This is a genomic window from Neisseria sp. P0009.S008, from assembly GCF_051958615.1.
Taxonomy (GTDB): Bacteria; Pseudomonadota; Gammaproteobacteria; order Burkholderiales; family Neisseriaceae; genus Neisseria; species Neisseria subflava.
The window spans coordinates 137,798-158,788 of sequence record NZ_JBQCVG010000004.1 but is presented as its reverse complement, the minus strand read 5'-3'; the positions used below and the strand labels follow the sequence as shown (position 1 = coordinate 158,788).

The 20,991-nt window shown below is 49.0% G+C and carries 21 protein-coding genes and 1 pseudogene; 11 read left to right on the top strand and 11 right to left on the bottom strand.

Annotation, left to right across the window (positions count from 1 at the left end; translation table 11 throughout):
* The first annotated feature begins 13 nt into the window (after positions 1 to 13).
* The 6 genes from ACTHSQ_RS04770 to ACTHSQ_RS04745 all read left to right on the top strand — a co-directional run bounded on the left by ACTHSQ_RS04770 (position 14) and on the right by ACTHSQ_RS04745 (position 4,018).
* Positions 14 to 1,921, top strand: a complete 1,908-nt coding sequence (locus tag ACTHSQ_RS04770) for an ATP-binding cassette domain-containing protein (RefSeq protein ID WP_440371341.1) — start codon at positions 14 to 16, stop codon at positions 1,919 to 1,921.
* A gap of 89 nt (positions 1,922 to 2,010) precedes the next feature.
* Positions 2,011 to 2,442 carry a type II toxin-antitoxin system RatA family toxin gene (locus ACTHSQ_RS04765; protein ID WP_003683270.1) on the top strand — a complete coding sequence of 144 codons (432 nt, stop codon included), beginning with the start codon at positions 2,011 to 2,013 and terminating at the stop codon, positions 2,440 to 2,442.
* A complete protein-coding gene (locus ACTHSQ_RS04760) occupies positions 2,435 to 2,707 on the top strand; it encodes an RnfH family protein (RefSeq protein WP_440371340.1) in 273 nt (90 codons plus the stop codon). The genes ACTHSQ_RS04765 and ACTHSQ_RS04760 overlap by 8 nt, the downstream gene beginning before the upstream one ends.
* A gap of 54 nt (positions 2,708 to 2,761) precedes the next feature.
* Complete coding sequence (gene pth / locus ACTHSQ_RS04755; RefSeq protein WP_003683307.1) at positions 2,762 to 3,340, top strand: aminoacyl-tRNA hydrolase; 579 nt, start codon at positions 2,762 to 2,764, stop codon at positions 3,338 to 3,340.
* 103 nt (positions 3,341 to 3,443) lie between these two features.
* The gene (locus ACTHSQ_RS04750; protein WP_107867605.1) at positions 3,444 to 3,653 is read left to right on the top strand and encodes a dioxygenase; all 210 of its coding nucleotides are present in this window, start codon (positions 3,444 to 3,446) and stop codon (positions 3,651 to 3,653) included.
* Positions 3,650 to 4,018 carry a VanZ family protein gene (locus ACTHSQ_RS04745; protein ID WP_440371339.1) on the top strand — a complete coding sequence of 123 codons (369 nt, stop codon included), beginning with the start codon at positions 3,650 to 3,652 and terminating at the stop codon, positions 4,016 to 4,018. Before ACTHSQ_RS04750 ends, ACTHSQ_RS04745 begins: the two co-directional genes overlap by 4 nt.
* Positions 4,019 to 4,129: 111 nt before the next feature.
* On the opposite strand, the pseudogene ACTHSQ_RS04740 reads toward ACTHSQ_RS04745, so the two are convergent.
* The 8 genes and pseudogenes from ACTHSQ_RS04740 to dapA all read right to left on the bottom strand — a co-directional run.
* Positions 4,130 to 4,237: pseudogene (locus ACTHSQ_RS04740) on the bottom strand (opacity family porin); the annotation flags it as partial.
* Positions 4,238 to 4,296: 59 nt separating this feature from the next.
* The gene (hemW, locus tag ACTHSQ_RS04735; RefSeq protein ID WP_440371338.1) at positions 4,297 to 5,472 is read right to left on the bottom strand and encodes a radical SAM family heme chaperone HemW; all 1,176 of its coding nucleotides are present in this window, start codon (positions 5,470 to 5,472) and stop codon (positions 4,297 to 4,299) included.
* Between the two features lie 96 nt (positions 5,473 to 5,568).
* Positions 5,569 to 5,931 (bottom strand): thioredoxin family protein, encoded by a 363-nt coding sequence (locus tag ACTHSQ_RS04730; RefSeq protein ID WP_308111242.1) that lies wholly within the window; start codon positions 5,929 to 5,931, stop codon positions 5,569 to 5,571.
* Positions 5,932 to 5,990: 59 nt separating this feature from the next.
* Complete coding sequence (locus ACTHSQ_RS04725) at positions 5,991 to 6,500, bottom strand: hypothetical protein (protein WP_440371337.1); 510 nt, start codon at positions 6,498 to 6,500, stop codon at positions 5,991 to 5,993.
* Positions 6,501 to 6,575: 75 nt separating this feature from the next.
* Complete coding sequence (gene rdgB / locus ACTHSQ_RS04720) at positions 6,576 to 7,169, bottom strand: RdgB/HAM1 family non-canonical purine NTP pyrophosphatase (RefSeq protein ID WP_440371336.1); 594 nt, start codon at positions 7,167 to 7,169, stop codon at positions 6,576 to 6,578.
* Between the two features lie 9 nt (positions 7,170 to 7,178).
* A complete protein-coding gene (locus ACTHSQ_RS04715) occupies positions 7,179 to 7,409 on the bottom strand; it encodes an NGO_0222 family membrane protein (RefSeq protein WP_003679018.1) in 231 nt (76 codons plus the stop codon).
* Between the two features lie 122 nt (positions 7,410 to 7,531).
* The gene (gene bamC, locus ACTHSQ_RS04710; RefSeq protein ID WP_440371369.1) at positions 7,532 to 8,617 is read right to left on the bottom strand and encodes an outer membrane protein assembly factor BamC; all 1,086 of its coding nucleotides are present in this window, start codon (positions 8,615 to 8,617) and stop codon (positions 7,532 to 7,534) included.
* A gap of 126 nt (positions 8,618 to 8,743) precedes the next feature.
* Positions 8,744 to 9,619, bottom strand: coding sequence for a 4-hydroxy-tetrahydrodipicolinate synthase (gene dapA / locus ACTHSQ_RS04705; RefSeq protein ID WP_440371335.1), 876 nt, complete (start codon positions 9,617 to 9,619; stop codon positions 8,744 to 8,746).
* 336 nt (positions 9,620 to 9,955) lie between these two features.
* Here dapA and ACTHSQ_RS04700 point away from each other — a divergent pair, with 336 nt between their 5' ends.
* The 5 genes from ACTHSQ_RS04700 (at position 9,956) to ACTHSQ_RS04680 (ending at position 15,882) form a co-directional block, all read left to right on the top strand.
* Positions 9,956 to 11,347 carry a nucleobase:cation symporter-2 family protein gene (locus tag ACTHSQ_RS04700; RefSeq protein ID WP_003679024.1) on the top strand — a complete coding sequence of 464 codons (1,392 nt, stop codon included), beginning with the start codon at positions 9,956 to 9,958 and terminating at the stop codon, positions 11,345 to 11,347.
* Positions 11,348 to 11,463: 116 nt separating this feature from the next.
* On the top strand, positions 11,464 to 12,606 hold the full coding sequence (locus tag ACTHSQ_RS04695) for a THUMP domain-containing class I SAM-dependent RNA methyltransferase (protein WP_003683579.1): 1,143 nt from the start codon (positions 11,464 to 11,466) through the stop codon (positions 12,604 to 12,606).
* Between the two features lie 287 nt (positions 12,607 to 12,893).
* A complete protein-coding gene (gene nrdG, locus ACTHSQ_RS04690) occupies positions 12,894 to 13,403 on the top strand; it encodes an anaerobic ribonucleoside-triphosphate reductase activating protein (protein ID WP_003683321.1) in 510 nt (169 codons plus the stop codon).
* A 117-nt stretch (positions 13,404 to 13,520) separates the two neighbouring features.
* Positions 13,521 to 15,302, top strand: a complete 1,782-nt coding sequence (gene nrdD, locus ACTHSQ_RS04685) for an anaerobic ribonucleoside-triphosphate reductase (protein WP_440371334.1) — start codon at positions 13,521 to 13,523, stop codon at positions 15,300 to 15,302.
* Between the two features lie 190 nt (positions 15,303 to 15,492).
* Positions 15,493 to 15,882: a DUF5339 family protein gene (locus ACTHSQ_RS04680; protein WP_070630976.1), complete on the top strand. Its 390-nt coding sequence runs from the start codon at positions 15,493 to 15,495 to the stop codon at positions 15,880 to 15,882.
* Between the two features lie 293 nt (positions 15,883 to 16,175).
* On the opposite strand, the gene ACTHSQ_RS04675 is transcribed toward ACTHSQ_RS04680, so the two are convergent.
* The 3 genes from ACTHSQ_RS04675 to uvrA all read right to left on the bottom strand — a co-directional run bounded on the left by ACTHSQ_RS04675 (position 16,176) and on the right by uvrA (position 20,911).
* Positions 16,176 to 16,706 (bottom strand): REP-associated tyrosine transposase, encoded by a 531-nt coding sequence (locus ACTHSQ_RS04675; protein WP_440371368.1) that lies wholly within the window; start codon positions 16,704 to 16,706, stop codon positions 16,176 to 16,178.
* A 434-nt stretch (positions 16,707 to 17,140) separates the two neighbouring features.
* Positions 17,141 to 18,040, bottom strand: a complete 900-nt coding sequence (locus ACTHSQ_RS04670) for a hypothetical protein (RefSeq protein ID WP_440371333.1) — start codon at positions 18,038 to 18,040, stop codon at positions 17,141 to 17,143.
* Positions 18,041 to 18,055: 15 nt separating this feature from the next.
* Complete coding sequence (gene uvrA, locus ACTHSQ_RS04665) at positions 18,056 to 20,911, bottom strand: excinuclease ABC subunit UvrA (RefSeq protein WP_440371332.1); 2,856 nt, start codon at positions 20,909 to 20,911, stop codon at positions 18,056 to 18,058.
* Positions 20,912 to 20,991: the final 80 nt, after the last annotated feature.

Here is a 20,991-nt window from a genome sequence, read left to right as displayed (position 1 = left end):
TTGAAGTTTCCCCATGAATATCTTATCCGTAGAAAACGCTTCCTTTGCCGTCGGCCATGTCGCCCTGCTCGACAAAACTTCCTTCCAACTCGACAGAGGCGAAAAAATCGGCTTAATCGGCCGCAACGGCGCGGGTAAATCTTCGTTTCTAAAAATCCTCGCCGGCGTGCAGAAGCTCGACGACGGGCAGATTATCATTCAAAACAACCTCAAAATCGTTTATGTGCCGCAGGAATCGTTTTTCGACAAAGAAGCCACCGTATTCGACACCGTCGCCGAAGGCTTGGGCGAAATCCGCGACCTGCTGCGCCGTTACCACCGCGTCAGCCATGAGTTGGAAAATGGTTCAAGTGAAACCTTATTGAAAGAACTCAACGAATTACAGCTTGAAATCGAAGCGAAGGATGGTTGGAAGCTGGATGCGGCAGTCAAGCAGACTTTGGGGGAACTCGGTTTGCCGGAAAACGAAAAAATCGGCAATCTTTCCGGCGGTCAGAAAAAGCGCGTCGCCTTGGCGCAGGCTTGGGTGCAAAAGCCCGACGTATTGCTGCTGGACGAGCCGACCAACCATTTGGACATTGACGCGATTATTTGGCTGGAAAATCTGCTTAAAGCGTTTGAAGGCAGCTTGGTTGTGATTACCCACGACCGCCGTTTTTTGGATAATATCGCTACGCGCATCGTCGAACTAGACCGCGGCATTCTGCGCTCCTATCCCGGATCGTTCTCTAAATATAGCGAGAAAAAAGCGCAGGAATTAGCGGTTGAAGCGGAACATAACCGCCTGTTTGACAAATTCCACGCGCAGGAAGAAGCGTGGATACGCAAAGGCATTGAAGCGCGCCGTACCCGTAATGAAGGCCGCGTGCGCCGTTTGGAAGAGCTGCGCCGCCAGCGCGCCGAACGCCGCAATGTACAAGGGCAGGTCAACTTTAAGCTCGACAGCGGCGAAAAAAGCGGCAAAATCATCGCCGAATTGGAACATGCTTCGTTTGCATATGGCAACAAAGTTATCATGGACAAATTCTCCACCATTTTGCAGCGCGGCGACAAAATCGGCTTAATCGGTCCAAACGGCATCGGCAAAACCACCTTCCTTAAGCTGATTTTGGGCGAATTGCAGCCGACCTACGGCAGAATCCGTATCGGCAGTAAGCAGGAAGTTGCCTATTTCGACCAGTTCCGCAGCGCGTTGAACGAAAACGACACCGTGTTTTACACGCTCGGACAGGGCAACGATTACGTTGAAGTCGGTGGTAAGAAAAAGCATGTGATGAGCTATTTGGAAGATTTCCTGTTCCATCCAGCCCGCGCACAAAGTCCCGTTTCATCGCTCTCCGGCGGTGAACGCAACCGCCTTCTGTTGGCAAAACTCTTTACCCGTCCTGCTAATATTTTGGTTTTGGACGAACCGACCAACGACTTGGACATCGACACCCAAGAGTTGCTTGAAGACTTGCTGCGTGATTATCAAGGCACGGTATTCCTTGTCTCGCATGACCGTATGTTCTTGGATAATGTGATTACCCAAAGCATTGTTTTCGAAGGACAAGGCCGTCTGAAAGAATACATCGGCGGCTATCAGGACTATATCGACGCAAAATCGCGGGAAGATAAAATTCAGACGGCCTCGGCACCTAAAGCGGTTGCCGAGCCTGAGAAAGTCAAACCTAAAGCCAACCGTACGGTCAAACTTTCCTATAAAGAACAGCGTGAACTCGATGCCCTGCCTGATGAAATCGCCGCTTTGGAAACCGAACAGGCAGAAATCAATGCCCAGCTTTCCGATCCTGAAATTTTCAAAGATTACGAAAAAGCAGGTGCATTGCAAAGCAGGGCTGAAGAAATCGAGATGTCGCTTTTGGAAAAGCTAGAACGCTGGGAATGGCTGGAAGCGAAACAAAATGGCGAAGCGGTTTAAATTGGGAATTTTGTCCCAAAGTAGGGCAGATATTTTTCTAAATCATGCCGTCTGAACCCCAAATATTCAAAAACAAGGTCTACAACCACATGAAAAAAGTCGAGAAAAACGTATTGGTGCTGCATAGCGCTAAGGAAATGTTTGAGCTGGTGGACAAAGTTGAGGACTATCCAAAATTTTTGCCGTGGTACAGCAAGACCGAAGTCATCGAACGCAAAGGAAATGAGCTAAAAGCGCGCCTGTTTATGGACTATATGCGCGTCAAACAGTCATTTGCGACGCACAACCACAATATCCCGGGGCAGGAAATCCGCATGGATTTGCTCGAAGGGCCGTTTAAAACCTTGCGCGGCACTTGGAAATTTATCGATTTGGGCGATGATATGTGTAAAGTCGAATTCAGATTAGAATACGATTTTTCCAATGCAGTACTCTCTGCCATGATTTCCCCAGTGTTCGGCCATCTCGCCGGCACGCTGGTGGATGCTTTTATTAAAGAGGCCGACCGCCGCTATGCTTGAGATTGAAATTGTTTACGGACTGGCCGACAGGCAAGTGTTGAAGAGCATGACCGTTGTCGAAGGTACAACCGTACGCGAAGCTGCCCTGCAAAGCGGATTGGAGGTGGAGTTCCCAGAGTTGGATTTACAGCAAGCGCCTTTGGGTATTTTCGGCAAGGCTGTGAAAGGCGAGACTGTGTTGCACGATGGTGATCGGATTGAGGTCTATCGTCCATTGTTGATTGATCCGAAAGAAGCGCGACGTAAACGCGCAGGGCAAGAATAAATCAAAGGCCGTCTGAAACTTTTTCAGACGGCCTGTCAAACTGAAAGAACAGTAATGAGCTTGAAAATTAAATTAATCGTCGGTTTGGGCAATCCAGGCCAAGAATACGAACAAACGCGCCACAATGTCGGCTTTTGGCTGTTGGACGAACTGGCGTGGAAATGGAAAGTCAATTTTAAAGACGAAAAGAAATTTTACGGCGAAGTAGCGCGCGCCACTACGCCGGATGGCGATGTTTGGCTGCTCAAACCCATGACCTTTATGAACCGCTCCGGTCAGGCAGTAGCCGCTTTGGCTCAATTTTACAAAATCAAGCCGGAGGAGATTTTGGTGGTTCATGACGAGCTGGATATTCCATGCGGCCGTATCAAATTCAAACTTGGCGGCGGCAACGGCGGACACAACGGCCTCAAAGACATTCAGGCTCGTTTGGGTACGCCTAATTTCTACCGCCTGCGCTTAGGTATTGATCATCCTGGCGACCGTAATCTGGTTGTCGGTTATGTGTTGAATAAACCGTCAGCGGAACACAGACAGCAAATTGATGATTCCATTGCCAAATCCCTGCAAGGATTGCCGGCCGTGTTAAATGGCGAATGGGAAGAGGCAACACGTTTTTTACACAGTAAGTAAGCGTACCCGAATCAAACGGGCAACCTTGCGCATCATGTTCAGACGGCCTGAAAACAGACGGCGCAGTCTGACTAGTGATAAATCAATCAAAGAAACAGTAAATATGAGCGAACTGACTAGCCTTATGCAGACCGAAGCCCCAGGCATTGTTGGCGAAACATTAGACTTCTGCCTTTACGAATGCAGTATTGAAGATGCCCCGGATGCAGAAGAAGTGGCACAATGGCGTGATATTTTGAAGGTGCGGGGTGGGAAATTTGTCCGCTTGGCAGATATCTGCCAAACATGGCTGGATGAAGAGGCCGACAAATGAAAGCCTTACCATTAAACAAATTTACTGCCGCTGCCTTGATCTGGTTTGCCGCCGCCATTTATGCCTTACTTTTCAAAGAGGGTGGCAATAGCGCTCCACCATTTCCCCATTTTGATAAAGTCGGCCATTTCGGACTGTTTTTCGGTCAGGCATGGCTGTGCGCAAAAATATTTATTCAAGACAATAGGAATATTCCCTATAAAGGCATTCTGCTTGCCGCTTTATTGTTTGCAGTAGGAAGTGAGTTGGCCCAGGCATTTCTGACTGCTACGCGCCAAGGTTCGATCGCGGACGGTATTGCCGATATGGCAGGTGCTGCGGCGGCGCTGTGGTTTGCAGAAAAAGTAAAAGCAGCAAAAAGTTAGACATATTTAAAAAAATTAAAGGCCGTCTGAAATCCTGAGAAACAGGTTTCAGACGGCCTTTTGTTACTTGATATTTGAAGCAATGATTGCTTCATGACAAGCATTCAAATATTAGAACGTTACGCGTACACCGGCATATACTTCGTGGGAATGGAGCTTAACGTTATTGATCTTGCTCCAGTGGTTATAGCGATAGCCTGCATCCAAGGCAACGTTTTGTATTTTCTTGTCGTAAATTAAGCAAATCTAAAAATGTTTTAACTGTTGTAAAACAGCACTTATAAAAAACACTGTAACAAGTCGTTTAAGAATAAACGGCCTTGTTCGGTCGGGCGGAACACGGTCAGGTCTGATTCAAGCAGGCCTTTTTGTCTGGCGGTTTCGATTTGTGCCATGATTTTTGCGGTGGGTACGCCGGTACGTTCTTGCAGCATTGAGGCGGGTACGCCGTCGGTCAGGCGCAGGGCGTTCATCATGAATTCGAATGGAAGGTCTTCAGCAGCAACGGTTTTGCGTTCAACGGCTTCATGCGGATTGCTTTGCATAGCGGCAAGATAGTCGTTGGGGTGGCGACGGCGGACAGTTCGTTCGATACGGTCGGGATAGGAAATTTTGCCGTGTGCGCCCGCGCCTATGCCCAAGTAATCGCCGAACTGCCAATAGTTCAAATTATGGCGGCACTGCATACCAGGTTTTGCAAAAGCCGATGTTTCGTAGTGAATAAAGCCTGCGCCTTCCAATTCGCCGTGTACGGCATCTTCAATATCCAAAGCTGCTTCATCTTGCGGCAATCCTTTGGGCGGCGTATGACCGAAAGGCGTGTTCGGTTCCATTGTCAGATGATATGCGCTGATATGAGATACGCCTGTTGCGATAGCGGTTTGGACATCGTTTAAGGCCGTCTGAACGGTTTGGTTTGGCAGGGCATACATCAAATCGATATTGACTTTGTCAAATAATTTCAATGCAGTATCAATGGCTGTCAGAGCTTCTTTACCATTGTGAACGCGTCCCAATCTAGTCAGCATATCGTCGTTAAAACTTTGTACGCCGATAGACAGGCGCGTAATGCCTGCGTCTTTAAATCCTTGAAACTTCTCAATTTCAAATGTGCCCGGATTGGCTTCCAAAGTAATTTCCGCTTCGGGTTGCAAGCGCAACAGCGAACGCACGCCGCTTAACAAGCGGTCAATCGATTCCGCCTGAAACAGGCTGGGTGTACCGCCGCCGAAAAATATGGTTTCTACCGGTCTGCCCCAAATATTGGGCAATTCAAGCTGCAGGTCGGTTAATAGGGCATCGATATAGGCTTCTTCCGGCAGGCCGTTTTTCAGGCTGTGGGAATTAAAGTCGCAATACGGGCATTTTTTGATGCACCAAGGAATGTGGATATAGAGTGATAAAGGAGGCAGGGCGGTTAGCTGGCCGGGGCGTTGGAAGGTGATTTGGGTCATGGTATATGTTGAGGCTCAAGGCCGTCTGAAATTTTTAGGCCGTTATTTTAACTGAAATGTTGGTTGGGAAAGTAATCAGTAGGAAATTTGCAAAGTCTAAGCGCTCAAAAAAGCTTCAATTTCTTCTTCTGATAATTTGGAATTGCAGACGGATTTTATTTTGCCTTGTGAGATTTTGAGTAGAGCGGGAACAGTTTTGATGCCGTGTTGTTCACGAAAAGTTTTTAAAGCTGCTTTGTTGCTGCTGTCTGTAAAGCGGATGGTAAGCTGCCTGTTTATGGAAACGGTAGACAGTTTTGCAACAAAACGGCGGCAGTATGAACAACTTGGTTTGCCTAGAAAGACGATAGCAGTTTCTTGACTGTCAATGAGTTGCAGAAGTTCGTCAGGTGTGGTTGGGATGAAGGCAGCGACGTGTTTTGCAAAGGCTGCCAATTCTTCAGGTGTGGGCTTGGGCATGGGAATGAATGTGAGGTAGGCCGTCTGAAGGCTTCAGACGGCCTGTTATTTTTATGTGGTTAAAGTCTTTTGCGTATCCAAGACGAGAGTTTGGGTGCGCCGAATAGCAGGAAAATGCCGATAAAAAGCTGCACGATGTTGGCAAGTATTCCGGCTTGGTTTTGTGCGCCGAGATTCGCCCAAACAGATGTGTGTGTGTCGATAGCAATAGACTGTACAAAATGATAGAGAGAGAACTGGTAAATTAGGTCAGGGATGACTTGGAAAACAGTATATATGCCTATTAATACAATACCGGTCGTCAGCCATGGTGCAGGGTGTTTTGGGGCTTCCTGCACGGTTTGCAGATGTTCGGGCAATAGGCGGTTGGCAATGGCGGCAGGGAAACACCATAGCAGCAGCCATGCAATTAAATACACGCCGTAGAGCATCAGTACGGATGAGATTTGTTTACTGTCATACATGCTTTCTGTCTGTACGAAAATGGTAGCAATGCTACCAAGTGTTTGTACGATACCGATTAAAGCGACCAAGCGGATGGCGACAATCAGGATTTGCTTAGGGGACATGGATTTCTTCCATTATTTGTTGGATTTAGAACATCTAAAAAAACGTTTCAGGTTTTCAGACGGCCTATTATTGATTTATAAGGATTCGATTTTTCTTAATAGTTCACGCAATGCTTGGGCGCGGTGGCTTTCGGCATTTTTGATTTCAGGGTCAAGCTCGGCAGCGGTGCAACCATGTTTGGCCAGATAGAAATGTGGATCGTAGCCGAAGCCGTTTGTACCGGCTGCTTCTGCCTGCCATTGTCCACGCCAGATGCCTTCTGCGATGATGGGTTGTGGGTCGTTTTCGTGGCGGACGAGGACGAGGACGCAGACGTAGTAGCAGCTTTTATCGTCCTTATCGGCAAGATCGGCAGACAGTTTGGCGTTGTTTGCAGCATCGGATTTAGGGTTTTCGCCTGCATAACGTGCGGAGAAAATGCCGGGTGCGCCGTTTAAGGCGTTGGTGCAGATGCCAGAGTCGTCGGCAAGTGCCGGTAAGCCGCTGTATTTGGCGGCATGACGTGCTTTAGCCAGAGCATTTTCAACAAAGGTATGGTACGGTTCGGGGCATTCGGGCGTATTGAACTGCGATTGCGGCAGGACTTCGATGTTTAAGTCGGCAAAGAGGCGGGAAAATTCTTTGAATTTGCCTGCGTTGCCACTGGCTAGGACGATTTTTTCAAACATGGTTTTTCCTTAATGGTTTTCGGTTTGCTGCATACGAGCCATTTGTGCGCGTGCTTTGTGGCGGATGTAAAGGGCAAGGCTGCCGATTTGGGCAAAAACGGCGGCAAAGGCAAACAGAAAGGCGGCAACGGCGAATTGTTTGCTGTGAATGCTCAGAAGATAAGCGCCCAACAGAATCAGTACGATAAACATCAGGGTAAACAGGGCAGTCAGGAGCAGATAGGCTTTTTGTCGGGTCATGGCAGCTTGGATAAGTGGGAAAAATGTTCTGATTATAACGTCAGATTGGGAATTTGAAACCATGCCGTATTCGTTAAAAAGGCCGTCTGAATATTTCAGACGGCCTTAAGTCGAATAACGGATTAACGCAATTCTGTGTGCAGGCGGCTCAACAATGTAGAGGCATCGCTGCCTTTGTATGGGCTGCCGTCTTTGTTCAACAGATGGAGGCGTGCGCCATTATTGATAGGCTCAACATACACGATGATTTCAGGATAAGTTTTTGGCGCTTCTGCTTTGCCTTTGCCAAATACGCGTTTGAACAGACCCGGTTTTTTATTGGCAACTGCTTCGCCTTCGGTTGGTGCTTGTTGAACCAAGAAAGCGCGGCGTTCGGCATTTTGACCGATAACTGTCAGACCGATGCGGTCAAGCGCAAGGGCGGTACGGCGCCAGTTGCGGCCGTAATCGCCAGCCAGCAACAGGGTGCCGTTGTCCACACGTGCCAACTCAGAAGCATTGCTGCGGGCGGCAACGCTTTGGGTCAGAGCCTGTTCGGCTTGCTGACCGTCAACGCCCAAGTATTGCATAAAGCGGGCGAGGAATGCGGCTTCGAGGTTAGGGTCGTTTTCACCCGGCTGCCACATCGTAGTGTCTTTTTTACGGTCGGCATAAACTTCTTTCATGCCTTTATGGGCGAAGAAGATGTCGGTTGAACCGTTTTTACCTTGTTCGATGCGGATGATAAACTTGTCGCGTTCGCTGGTAGAGTAGATACCACCCAAGCCGACTTTGTCCAACAGGCGGCGGAGACTATCTTGCGGGATTTTGGCTCGGTTTTCAGCCCACTCGGTTTCCATTTGGCCGATGTCAGGTTCTTCAGATTTGATGTCGAAACCGTTTTCTTGCCAGAAGACTTTCAGCAACGGCCAAATTTCGCGAGGCGATTTACCATCGACAACCAACCAGCGTTGGTTGCCATCACGCTCAAGGCGTACGCCTTTAACGGATTTCAAAACTTCTGCATTGGCAGGTTGTTGTACGGCCTGAGTGCGGCGTTTGTTGAAGTCGCTGGCGCGGACGGCGCCGCTGCCTGCCGGTAATTGATAGAGGTTGCCTTGGTCTGGGTTGTTTAAATCAGGTGGTACTTCCAGTTTGACCAAGCGGTGTGATTGACTTTGATAGTCGAGTTTGGGTTGTTCTTTTTTGCTGCCAGAACAGGCAGTCATGCTAATCAGGGCGAGGGCTACTACGATGGGTTTGATATAGGTCATCTTGTTTTCCTGTGGATGAAGTTCTTAACAGGGAGGCCGTCTGAAAAGGGTGTTTGGGATTCAGACGGCCTTATTTCCGGATCAGATTTGTCCTGATTTTTCCAGAGCGGCTCGGACTTTGGCTTGACCGGCTTCAGTCAGTGCTACCAAAGGCAGACGAACATGGGGTTCGCATTTGCCCAATAAGCTCAGGCCCCATTTGGGCGCGGCTGGGCTGGGCTCGCAGAACATGGTGTTATAAATTGGGATAAGTTGCTCGTTTAGACGACGGGCGGTCGCAATATCGCCCTCAAGGGCGGCTCGGCACATGTCAGCAAAGAGTTTCGGTGCGACGTTGGCTGCGACGGTTACCACGCCATGACCGCCACACAGCATGAAAGGCAGGCCGGTAGGGTCATCGCCGGATAAAACGACAAAACCTTCAGGAACGCTGTTGATCAATTCGATGTTCTTGCCGATATTGCCGCTGGCTTCTTTCACACCAACGATATTCGGAATTTCGGCCAAACGCAAAATAGTGTCGTTGCTCATGCTGACGACGGTACGGCCGGGAACATTATAGATAACCATCGGAATTGAAGTGGCTTCGGCGATGGCTTTGAAATGTTGGTAAATGCCTTCTTGCGAAGGTTTGTTGTAGTAGGGAACAACAGATAAGGTATAGTCCGCACCGGCTTGCTCGGCGGCTTTGGAAAGGGCGATGGCTTCGACAGTGTTGTTGGCGCCTGTGCCGGCGATAACGGGAACGCGCTTGTTGACGTGTTTGACAGTGGCTTCAATAACGGCCAAATGTTCTTCGACAGGCAGGGTGGCTGACTCGCCGGTGGTACCGACTGCGACGATGCTGTCGGTGCCGTTTTCAATGTGCCAGTCGATTAAGTCGTGAAGTTGTTCGTAGTTGATGCTGCCGTCTTGATTCATCGGAGTAATCAGGGCAACCAGACTGCCTTTTAACATACGGAAACCTTTAATTTTATGGTGTGGGTGGATTATGCAGTGGATTGTAGCTTACTTTGTTGTTTGTGTGAAACATATCCGCTAAGCGGCTTTGCCGTTTAATGGTGACTTGTCATTATCTTAATGAATAATACATTTTTAAATCATTGGTTTGTTTGTTTTGAGATGGAAAAATGATGTCAAGAATTAAAATGTGTTAAGGCAGTCTGAGGCCGTCTGAAAACGGTTGGGCGGAACTTTCAGACGGCCTGATGGTTTTGAATTTGCTGACACATTTCAAATTAGTTAAAATACGCTTCTTAATATTTTTTAACGATTCTTGAGAGAAGGTTCAACATGGCCGGAATGACAGAAAAACAGGCGGAATCGCTTGATTTGGTTTATGGTTTGGAAGATAAGCCGCCGTTTGGGAATGCGTTGTTGAGTGCGGTTACGCACCTTCTGGCGATTTTTGTCCCAATGATTACTCCGGCACTGATTGTCGGCGGGGCGTTGGAGCTGCCGGTTGAAATGACGGCTTATTTGGTGTCGATGGCGATGGTGGCTTCCGGTGTCGGCACTTATTTGCAGGTCAACCGTTTCGGACCGGTCGGTTCGGGTATGTTGTCGATTCAGTCGGTCAACTTCTCTTTTGTTACTGTGATGATTGCACTCGGTACTGGTATGAAAGAGGGCGGTTTGACTGAAGATGCGATGATTTCAACGCTTTTGGGCGTGTCCTTTGTCGGCGCGTTTTTGGTGTGCTTCTCTGCTTGGCTTTTGCCTTATTTGAAAAAAGTGATTACGCCGACTGTAAGCGGTGTGGTCGTCATGTTGATTGGTTTGAGCTTGGTACATGTCGGCATTACCGATTTCGGCGGCGGCTTCGGTGCGAAAGCAGACGGTACGTTCGGCTCGATGGAAAACTTGGGTTTGGCATCGCTGGTGTTGCTGATTGTATTGGTTTTCAACTGCTTGAAAAATCCATTGCTGCGTATGAGCGGTATCGCAGTGGGGTTGATTGTCGGTTATATTGTTGCGCTGTTTTTGGGCAAAGTAGATTTTTCCGCCCTGCAAAACCTGCCGCTGATTACCCTGCCTGTTCCGTTTAAATATGGTTTTGCATTTGATTGGCACGCGTTTATCGTTGCCGGTGCGATTTTCTTGTTGAGCGTATTTGAGGCAGTTGGCGATTTGACGGCGACTGCGATGGTCTCCGAGCAGCCGATTGAGGGTGAGGAATACACCAAACGTCTGCGCGGCGGCGTATTGGCAGATGGTTTGGTGTCTGTGATTGCGACTGCGTTGGGCTCTTTGCCTTTGACTACTTTTGCGCAAAACAACGGCGTGATTCAAATGACCGGCGTGGCTTCGCGCCATGTGGGCAAATATATTGCGGCGATTTTGGTATTGTTGGGCTTGTTCCCTGTTATCGGCCGCGCGTTTACCACGATTCCGAGTCCGGTTTTGGGTGGTGCGATGGTGTTGATGTTTGGACTGATTGCGATTGCCGGCGTGCGGATTTTGGTCAGCCACGGTATTCGCCGTCGTGAAGCGGTCATCGCGGCTACTTCTGTCGGTTTGGGTTTGGGCGTGGCGTTTGAACCGGAAGTGTTCAAAAACCTGCCGGTATTGTTCCAAAATTCAATTTCTGCCGGCGGTATTATGGCGGTATTGTTGAACTTGGTGTTGCCGGAAGACAAAACCGATAAAGCGGTTAAGGTTGAAACCGACAGTTTGGATCACTAAGCAAGCTTTGTTCAAAGGCCATCTGAAGTTTCAGACGGCCTTTGGTTTTTCGGCTATAATATTGTTTTTATTTGTTATCCGAGTGGTTCGGATAGCTCTACCCGGAAAGGTTTTATATGACGGTTTATTCACTTTTTATCACTTGTCCTCGCGGTTTGGAAGCACCTTTGACGCAGGAACTTGAAAACATGGCATGTCAGGATATCCGCGCTGTTGACGGCGGTGTGGCATGTAAAGGCACGATGGAGCAGGTGTATCGCATCAACCTGCATTCGCGCGTTGCCAGCCGTGTTTTGCTGCGCTTGACCAAAGGCGGTTATCGCAACGAACACGATATCTACAAACTGGCACGAAATCTGCATTGGACAGGTTGGTTTAAGCTGGAGCAGACCTTTAAAGTCAAAGTTGAAGGCAAGCGCGCCAATGTGAAAAGCCTGGATTTTGTCGGTTTAAAGATCAAAGATGCCGTCTGTGATGCCTTCCGGGATATTTATGATGCGCGTCCGAGCGTGGGCAAAATCAACCCCGATATCCGCATTCATGCCTTTATCGATGAGCGCAATGTGGAAATCTTTATCGATACTTCCGGCGAAGCACTCTTCAAACGCGGCTATCGTCAGGATACAGGCGAAGCGCCATTGAGGGAAAATTTGGCGGCAGGTTTGCTGCTTTTGGCAGGCTATGACGGTACGCAGCCTTTCCAAGACCCGTTTTGCGGCAGTGGCACGATTGCCATTGAGGCTGCATGGATTGCGACACACCGTGCGCCGGGCTTGATGCGCCGTTTCGGTTTTGAAAAACTGCAAAACTTCGACAAAGAAAAATGGCAAGCCCTGCGCCGTGAGGCTGAAAAACAAATCAAACCGGCCGCCGCGCCAATTTCCGGCAGCGACAACGACCGTTATATGATCCGTGCCGCATTGGCCAATGCCCAAGCCGCCGAAGTGGATAATTTCATCCGCTTTGACGTGCAAGATGCGCAGGCTGCGCGACCAAACGGCGAACACGGCATTATGATTTCCAATCCGCCTTATGGCGTGCGCCTTGCCGAAATTCAGGCTTTACAGGCGCTTTATCCTCAACTGGGCACATGGTTGAAACAGCATTATGCAGGCTGGCTTGCCGGAATGTTGACCGGCGATCGCGATATGCCGAAATTTATGCGCCTTTCTCCGAAGCGTAAAATTCCGCTGTTCAATGGCAACTTGGATTGCCGATTGTTTTTGATGGATATGGTTAAAGGCTCGAATCGGGGCTAAAACCTGAAATTGAGGCCGTCTGAAAGATGATTTCAGACGGCCTTTTTTGTTTTATTTAGATAGACTTTGCTATAACGGAGTTTGTTTCTCTTATTTTAATTTCAGGCCGTCTGAATCGTGTTTAGACGGCCTTTTTATTGGTATAAAGTTGAACTTAATATAGTAATTTACAATTGGTTAAATAACAAAAATCTATTATATGGATAAAATTCATTGTTAAATAAAAATACCATATCTAGTAGTATTGTGTTTTAATTCGCACCATATCTTGTGTTTATGGTATTGCAATGAGCAGCTTGAAATTTACAGTTGAGCAAATTGTTTGGCAGGAAGTGCCGGGCGAAGTGTCGCTGGCATTTCTGTTTTCAGGCTGTCCGCTGCGTTGCAAAGGTTGCCACAGTGCCGATACATGGAAAGAGGGCATCGGCACAGAATTGACCGAGGATTATTTAAAAGGCCGTCTGAAACGCTATCGCGGATTAATCAGCTGTGTGTTGTTTATGGGCGGGGAGTGGCAACCGAAAGCCTTGCAGAAAATGCTGGCTATTGTTGCCCAAGAAGGTTTGAAAGCCTGCTTGTACACCGGTCTGGAGCGTGAGGAGCTGGAGTCGGTTTCAGACGGCATCCTGCCTTATCTGACGTATCTGAAAACCGGCCGCTGGCAGATGGAGCTGGGCGGCTTGGACAGCCCGACCACCAATCAGAAGTTTGTCGATTTGCGCACGGGCGAAGTGTTGAACCGATTGTTTATCAAAGACAAACCTGCACCTAAAGTTTTTCCAGTGGCTTCAATTTAGCCTGGTGCTGTATTGCACTGATTTAAATTGAATTTATTGTATTCGCTGACAGCGATGTTTCAGACGGCCTGACCGTCATTGCTTGATAAATCATCCAAACCTTACAGGAGAATTAACATGATTCGGCTGCATCCCGAGCAGTTAAACGGCAAACTGCAATTCATGCACGATTACATCAGTGCGCAAAACGCGGCGGACGGTTCGAAAATGGACGCCAACGCCAACGTTACCCAGAAAAACATCGCTACGATGGAAGCGGAAATCATGAAAGACTTTTTCGTGCAGATTAACCGCGCCCAAGTGTCGCGCAAAATCGCCGAAATTTTCGACCAATCCGTTGCCGACGAATACATCCGCCAGATTGAGGCGCACGAGATTTATGTGCACGACGAAACCAGTCTCAAGCCTTATTGTGTGTCGGTTACGCTTTATCCCTTCCTGCTTGACGGCTTAAGCAAACTCGGTGGCGAATCCAAAGCGCCGCAGCATCTGGCTTCGTTTTGCGGTTCGTTTATCAACTTGGTGTTTGCCATCAGCGCGCAGTTCGCTGGCGCGGTGGCGACGGTGGAGTTTCTAACCTATTTCGACTACTTTGCCCGCAAAGACTACGGCGACGATTATTTGGAAACCCACGGCAAAGAAATCGCCAACCATATGCAGCAGGTGGTGTACAGCATCAACCAGCCTGCCGCCGCGCGCGGTTATCAGAGCGTGTTTTGGAATATTTCCGTTTACGATCAATACTATTTCGACGCGATGTTCGGCGATTTCGTCTTCCCCGATTTCAGCACACCGGTGTGGGCGAGCGTGGCCAAGCTGCAAAACTTCTTCCTCAAATGGTTCAATCAGGAACGCACCAAAGCCGTTTTGACCTTCCCCGTCGTGACCGCTGCGATGCTGACTGATGGCGGCAAATGCAAAGACACCGTGTTTGCCGACGCAATGGCGAAAGAGTTGGCGGAAGGGAATTCCTTCTTCGTCTATCTTTCCGACAACCCCGATTCGTTGGCTTCCTGCTGCCGCCTGCGCAACGCCATTGAAGACCGTACCTTCAGTTACACCCTCGGCGCGGGCGGCGTGGCGACCGGTTCCATCAACGTCATCACCATCAACATGAACCGGTTGGAGCAAGACGGGCGCGACCTTGCCGCCGAAGTGGCCAAAATCCACAAATACCAATACGCCTACCGCAAACTGATGGAAGAATACCAAGCCGCCGGAATGCTGCCCGTTTACGATGCAGGCTTCATCACGCTGGACAAACAGTTCCTCACCATCGGCATCAACGGCATGGCGGAAGCCGCTGAATCGCAAGGCATTAAAGTCGGTTACAACGACGACTATATCAACTTCGTCCAAGGCCGTCTGAAAACCATATTCGAAGCCAACCAAGCCGCCAGCAAACATTACGGCGTGAAGTTCAATACAGAGTTTGTCCCCGCCGAAAACCTCGGCGTGAAAAACGCCAAATGGGACAAAGCCGACGGCTACCAAGTCAGCCGCGAATGCTACAACTCCTATTTCTACGTCGTTGAAGACGAAGAAATTAACGCGCTCGACAAATTCCTGCTGCATGGTAAAGAACTGGTGGACTGGCTCGACGGCGGCTCCGCACTGCACCTGAACCTCGACGAAGCCCTGCCTGAATCCGGCTACCGCTCGCTCTTGGACATCGCCGCACAAACAGGCTGCAACTACTTCTGCGTGAACGTACGCATCACCATCTGCAACGAATGCGGCCATATCGACAAACGCACCTTGCACGCTTGTTCCGCCTGCGGTTCGCACGACATCGACTACGGCACCCGCGTCATCGGCTATCTGAAACGCGTATCTGCATTCAGTAGCGGACGGCGCAAAGAACACGCGCTCAGACATTATCACCGTAAAGCGGCGTAATCGTTAAAAAAGGATTACTTACAAAAGCGAAGGCCGTCTGAAATTTCAGACGGCCTTTAGGATGTTTGGATAGACTGATTCTTTCAATGATATGATTTTAATTAAATTAAACAACAATACTTGACACTTTAATATAATGAATTAACATATAATCTCCTTTAACTCAAACTCGAAAAAAAGCGAGAGACATATGAAAACATCAGCTTTATTAGCAGCTTTATTGGCAGCCCTGTCCCTGTCAGCATGCGGCGGCGGTTCAGGCTCATCTTCTTCTGCCGTTTGTGACGAGTACGAAAAAGCATTTGCCGAAGCAACTAAAGACGTAGATGCCGCAACCAAAGACATGATGCAAAAATCTTTCGAACAAACCAAAGAAGCCCTGAAAAACCTGCCTGCAGACCAACGCGATGCAACTTGTAAAACTTCTTTGGACGCTTTGAAAGGCGTTCCTGCTGCCGAAACTCCTGAAGACAAAGCCGAAGAAGCCAAAGATGCTGCTGAAGAGGCTAAAGAAGATGCAAAAGACGCAGCGGAAGATGCCAAAGAAGCTGCTGAAGATGCTAAAGAAGAAGCTAAATAATATAAATAGCTTTATTGAAAAACGGATTCCAATAATTTGGAATCCGTTTTTTGTTGTGTGAGTTAGGGTAGTTATTTTAGATAAAGCTTTTTCAGTTTTCAGACGGCCATTTCTCATGCCATCTGAAAGCGTTAGTTTTAACTAAGTTGAAATTTACAACAGCAAGCCGTCAATCAAGCAATCGAGTGCGTGCGTACCGCACACACCCTACGCGATGGTTTTGAAGTTCCTCATGATTCATGGGTAGGGTGTGTGGCGCAGCCACGCACGCGGTCGGTAGTTTTTTATAGCATTTACTCCCCAAAACTCATTACCGCCGTTTCTTTCGTCCCGCCCCAATCCAACGGCAACCATCCATCTCGAACATAACGGTGGAACGACGAAAATGCCCAATCGCGGACATTGCCACACAATCCATGTTTGACGGGATTGAAATGGATGTAGTCCGCGCAATGTTGCAAATCCGTTTCGTCGCGCACGGTGTGTTCGTAAAAACGCCGTTGCCAAATACCGCGTTCGTGCCGCCGCTGTTTGCTGGCAGACAGGTTTTCGGCATGAGGGAGATGTGCGGAGAATTTGGTTTTAATCAGCCGCCAGCGCAGGGAATAATCCGCATCATCGGGCGGCAGCGTCCAAATGGCGTGTATATGATTCGGCAGCACGCATACGGCGACGGTTTCAAAGGGATATTGTTTTTGCACATCCATATAAGTCGCACGCAATAAGTCGATATGTTCGACAAGCAGGCGCGATTTTGGATCGGCGAGTTTGACGGTGAAAAAGAATGTGCCGCCGGCAATGAAGTTTCTGCGATAACGCGCCATAGGATTTTTGTTTGTGGTTTGGGGGTTGGAGAAGGAGAATGATCTGTTGTTTAAGGTTTTGGCTTTGTTGAAGCTGACGCTTTCAGACGACATTGGAGGCCGTCTGAAATGTTGAAACAACAAAACCGTCAATCAAGCAACCGCGTGCGTGCGTACCGCACACACCCTACGCGTTGGTTTTTAAGTTCCGAGTGATTCACAGGTAGCGTGTGTGGCGCAGCCACGCACGCGGTCGGTTGGATATGCAGGCTACGGCTTGCTTCAACGAAGTTAAAAGTTAAAACGGCAAGCCGTCAATCAAGCAACCGCGTGCGTGCGTACCGCACACACCCTACACGTTGGCTTTGAAGTTCCGTGCAATTCACAGGTAGGGTGTGTGGCGCAGCCACGCACGCGGTTGGGTGGGTATGCAGGCTACGGCTTGCTGCTGGCTTTTAGATTTCAATCGGATGGTTCAATTGCTGCAACATCTCGTTATCTAATTTCAAATCACAGAATTCACATTCTAATCTTTGCTTAGTTCTATCTACAATTTCTTCCGAGTATGTGTTATCAGTGTTTAGCCTCATAAATTTTGTAGGAATTGTGTATAGTAAGGATTGGTTATTGCAGCATGGGCATTTAACTATAAAGATATTATCATTTAGTCTTCCGGTTGCCTCTGTTTGTTGATTAATTTTTTTTGTGTTGAATGAATTATTATTTTTACGAGCTTTCCAGATATTTCGGGCTCTTTCAATTTCTAATGAAATTTTATTCTTTATATCATCTTGTAGTGTTTGGCTTATGGAAATTAAATTAGGTTGTTTGTTTTTGAAAAAATTATTTAGTCCATTTTTTAGGCCATGTTCATCAATAAAGTTTTTTAAAAATGGATAAAAATCCCTTTTAATCAAATTAATTATTTTAGGCTTATCCATCATGTCATAATTATGGTGCATAATAATGTCTCTTGCGTTTTTTAGTTCAGATAACATTTCCTTGTATTTATTAACTGTATTGGAAAAGATACTTGCTCGATATATAGCTTCTTTTAATGCTATTGTATCTTGATTAACGTTTTCTATTTTTTTGTTTATTGCTTTATTCTCATATATCCATAGATTAGTTATTTTTGCAAAAGTTATTTTTTCATCATTGATTGGACAAATGAAAATAGGATTAATATCAAATAATAGTCCTTTTAATAATCTCTCAATACCAATTGCAAAACTAACAATTACATTCTCTACTCTATAATCATTATCAAATCTATCATTTATTATTGCATCAGTAACATTTTGGAAGTGGCGGTATGAGTGTTGATAAAATTTATTTCCTACATTGTTATACATAAAATGCTCCTATTCCTATAAAAAATTTAATACATTAGCTAAATACTTCCCAGTATAACTCCCCTTAACCTTCGCCACCTGCTCCGGACTACCTTGAGCAATAATCCTGCCCCCGCCATCGCCGCCTTCCGGTCCTAAGTCCACAATCCAATCGGCGGTTTTAATCACGTCCAGATTATGCTCGATAATCACAATCGAGTTGCCTTTGCCTTTCAGACGACCTATGACTTCCAGTAACAAGGCGATGTCGGCGAAGTGCAGGCCGGTGGTGGGTTCGTCGAGGATGTAGAGCGTTCTGCCGGTGTCGCGTTTGGAGAGTTCCAAGGCGAGTTTGACGCGTTGGGCTTCGCCGCCGGAGAGGGTGGTGGCGGATTGGCCGAGGCGGATGTAGCCCAGGCCTACGTCCATCAGGGTTTGCAGTTTGCGCGATACGGTGGGGACGGCGTCGAAAAATTCGCGGGCTTCTTCGACGGTCATGTCGAGGACTTGGCTGATGTTTTTGCCTTTGTATTGGATTTCGAGCGTTTCGCGGTTGTAGCGTTTGCCGTGGCAGACTTCGCAGGGGACGTATACGTCGGGCAGGAAGTGCATTTCGACTTTAATCACCCCATCGCCTTGGCAGGCTTCGCAGCGGCCGCCTTTGACGTTGAAGGAGAATCTGCCGACGTTGTAGCCGCGTTCGCGCGAGAGGGGTACGCCGGCGAAGAGTTCGCGGATGGGAGTGAACAGGCCGGTGTAGGTGGCGGGGTTGGAGCGCGGGGTGCGGCCGATGGGGGATTGGTCGACGTTGATGACTTTGTCGAGGTGTTCGAGTCCGCGGATGTCGTCGTATGGGGCGGGTTCTTCTTGGGCGCGGTTGAGTTCGCGGGCGGTGATTTTGGCGAGGGTGTCGTTAATCAAGGTGGATTTGCCGCTGCCGGATACGCCGGTGATGCAGGTAATCAAGCCCAAAGGCAGCCTGAAAGTGAGGTTTTTGAGGTTGTTGCCGCGCGCGCCTTTGAGGACGAGCATTCGGTCGGGATTGACGGGCGTGCGTTCAGACGGCACGGCAATGGATTTTTTGCCGCTGAGGTATTGTCCGGTAACGGAGTTTTCGCATTTGGCGACGTTTTCGGGGGTGTCGGCAATCAGTACGTTGCCGCCGTGTTCGCCCGCGCCGGGGCCCATATCGACGACGAAATCGGCTTCGCGGATGGCGTCTTCGTCGTGTTCGACCACAATCACGCTGTTGCCTAAATCGCGCAGGCGTTTGAGGGTGGCGAGCAGGCGGTCGTTGTCGCGCTGGTGCAGGCCGATGGAGGGTTCGTCCAATACATACATTACGCCGGTCAGGCCGCTGCCGATTTGGCTGGCGAGGCGGATGCGCTGGGCTTCGCCGCCGGAAAGGGTTTCGGCGGAGCGGGAGAGATTCAGGTAATCCAGCCCGACGTTAATCAGGAAGCCGAGCCGCTCGGTGATTTCTTTGAGGATTTTTTCGGCGATTTGTTTTTTGTTGCCGTCCAAATCCAGCGTTTCAAAGAATTGGTGGGTTTTGGTCAGCGGCCAGGCGGAGACTTCGTGCAGCGGTTCGCCGCTGACGTAAACGTAGCGGGCTTCTTTGCGCAAACGTGCGCCGCCGCAGCTCGGGCAGGCGCGGTGGTTTTGGTATTCGCGCAGTTTTTCGCGCACGGTTTCGCTGTCGGTTTCGCGGTAGCGGCGTTCGAGATTGGGAATGATGCCTTCAAAGGCGTGGCTGCGGTTGAAGGTGGTACCGCGTTCGGATAGGTAAGTGAAATCAATGACTTCTTTGCCTGAGCCGTGCAACACGACTTTTTTCACTTTTTCAGGTAGCGTTTCCCAAGCAGCCTGCACGTCGAAACCGTAATGCCGCGCCAACGACTGAATCATTTGGAAATAGAATTGGTTGCGCTTGTCCCAGCCGTCAATTGCGCCCGAAGCCAGCGACAATTCGGGATGAGCGACCACTTTTTCGGGGTCGAAGAAATTGGTGTTGCCCAAGCCGTCGCAAGTCGGACAGGAACCCATCGGGTTGTTGAACGAAAAGAGGCGCGGCTCCAGTTCGGGCAGGCTGTACGAACACACAGGGCAGGCAAACCGCGCGGAAAACCAATGCTCTTCGCCGCTGTCCATCTCCATCGCCAGCGCGCGCTCGTTGCCGTGGCGCAGCGCGGTTTCAAAACTTTCCGCCAGCCGCTGCTTGATGTCCGCCTTCACTTTCACGCGGTCGATGACCACGTCGATATTGTGCTTGATGTTTTTTTCCAGCTTCGGCACTTCGTCCAACTGATAAACTTCGCCGTCCACGCGCACCCGCGCAAAACCCTGCGCCTGCAAGTCGGCAAAGAAATCGACAAACTCGCCCTTACGCTCGCGCACCGCCGGCGCCAGAATCATCACGCGCGTGTCTTCCGGCAGCTTCAAGACGGCATCGACCATCTGCGATACGGTTTGGCTCGACAGCGGCAGATTGTGTTCGGGGCAATACGGCGTGCCGACGCGGGCGTACAAAAGGCGCAGGTAATCATGGATTTCCGTAACCGTGCCGACGGTGGAACGCGGATTGTGGCTGGTGGATTTCTGCTCGATGGAAATCGCAGGCGACAGGCCTTCAATCAAATCAACGTCGGGTTTGTCCATCATCTGCAAAAACTGCCGCGCATAGGCGGACAGGCTCTCGACATAACGCCGCTGCCCTTCGGCATACAGCGTGTCAAACGCCAGCGACGACTTGCCGCTGCCCGACAGCCCTGTAACCACCACCAGCTTGTGGCGCGGAATGTCCAAATCGACGTTTTTCAAATTATGCGTGCGCGCGCCGCGGATGCGGATGGTGTCGTTGTCGTGTGAATGTTTGGGATGATGGTTGCACATGGTGTCAGGCCGTCTGAAAAATAAAATAAACGGCTATTGTAGCACTTTTCAAATGACAGACTGGATAGATAAAGCATTTG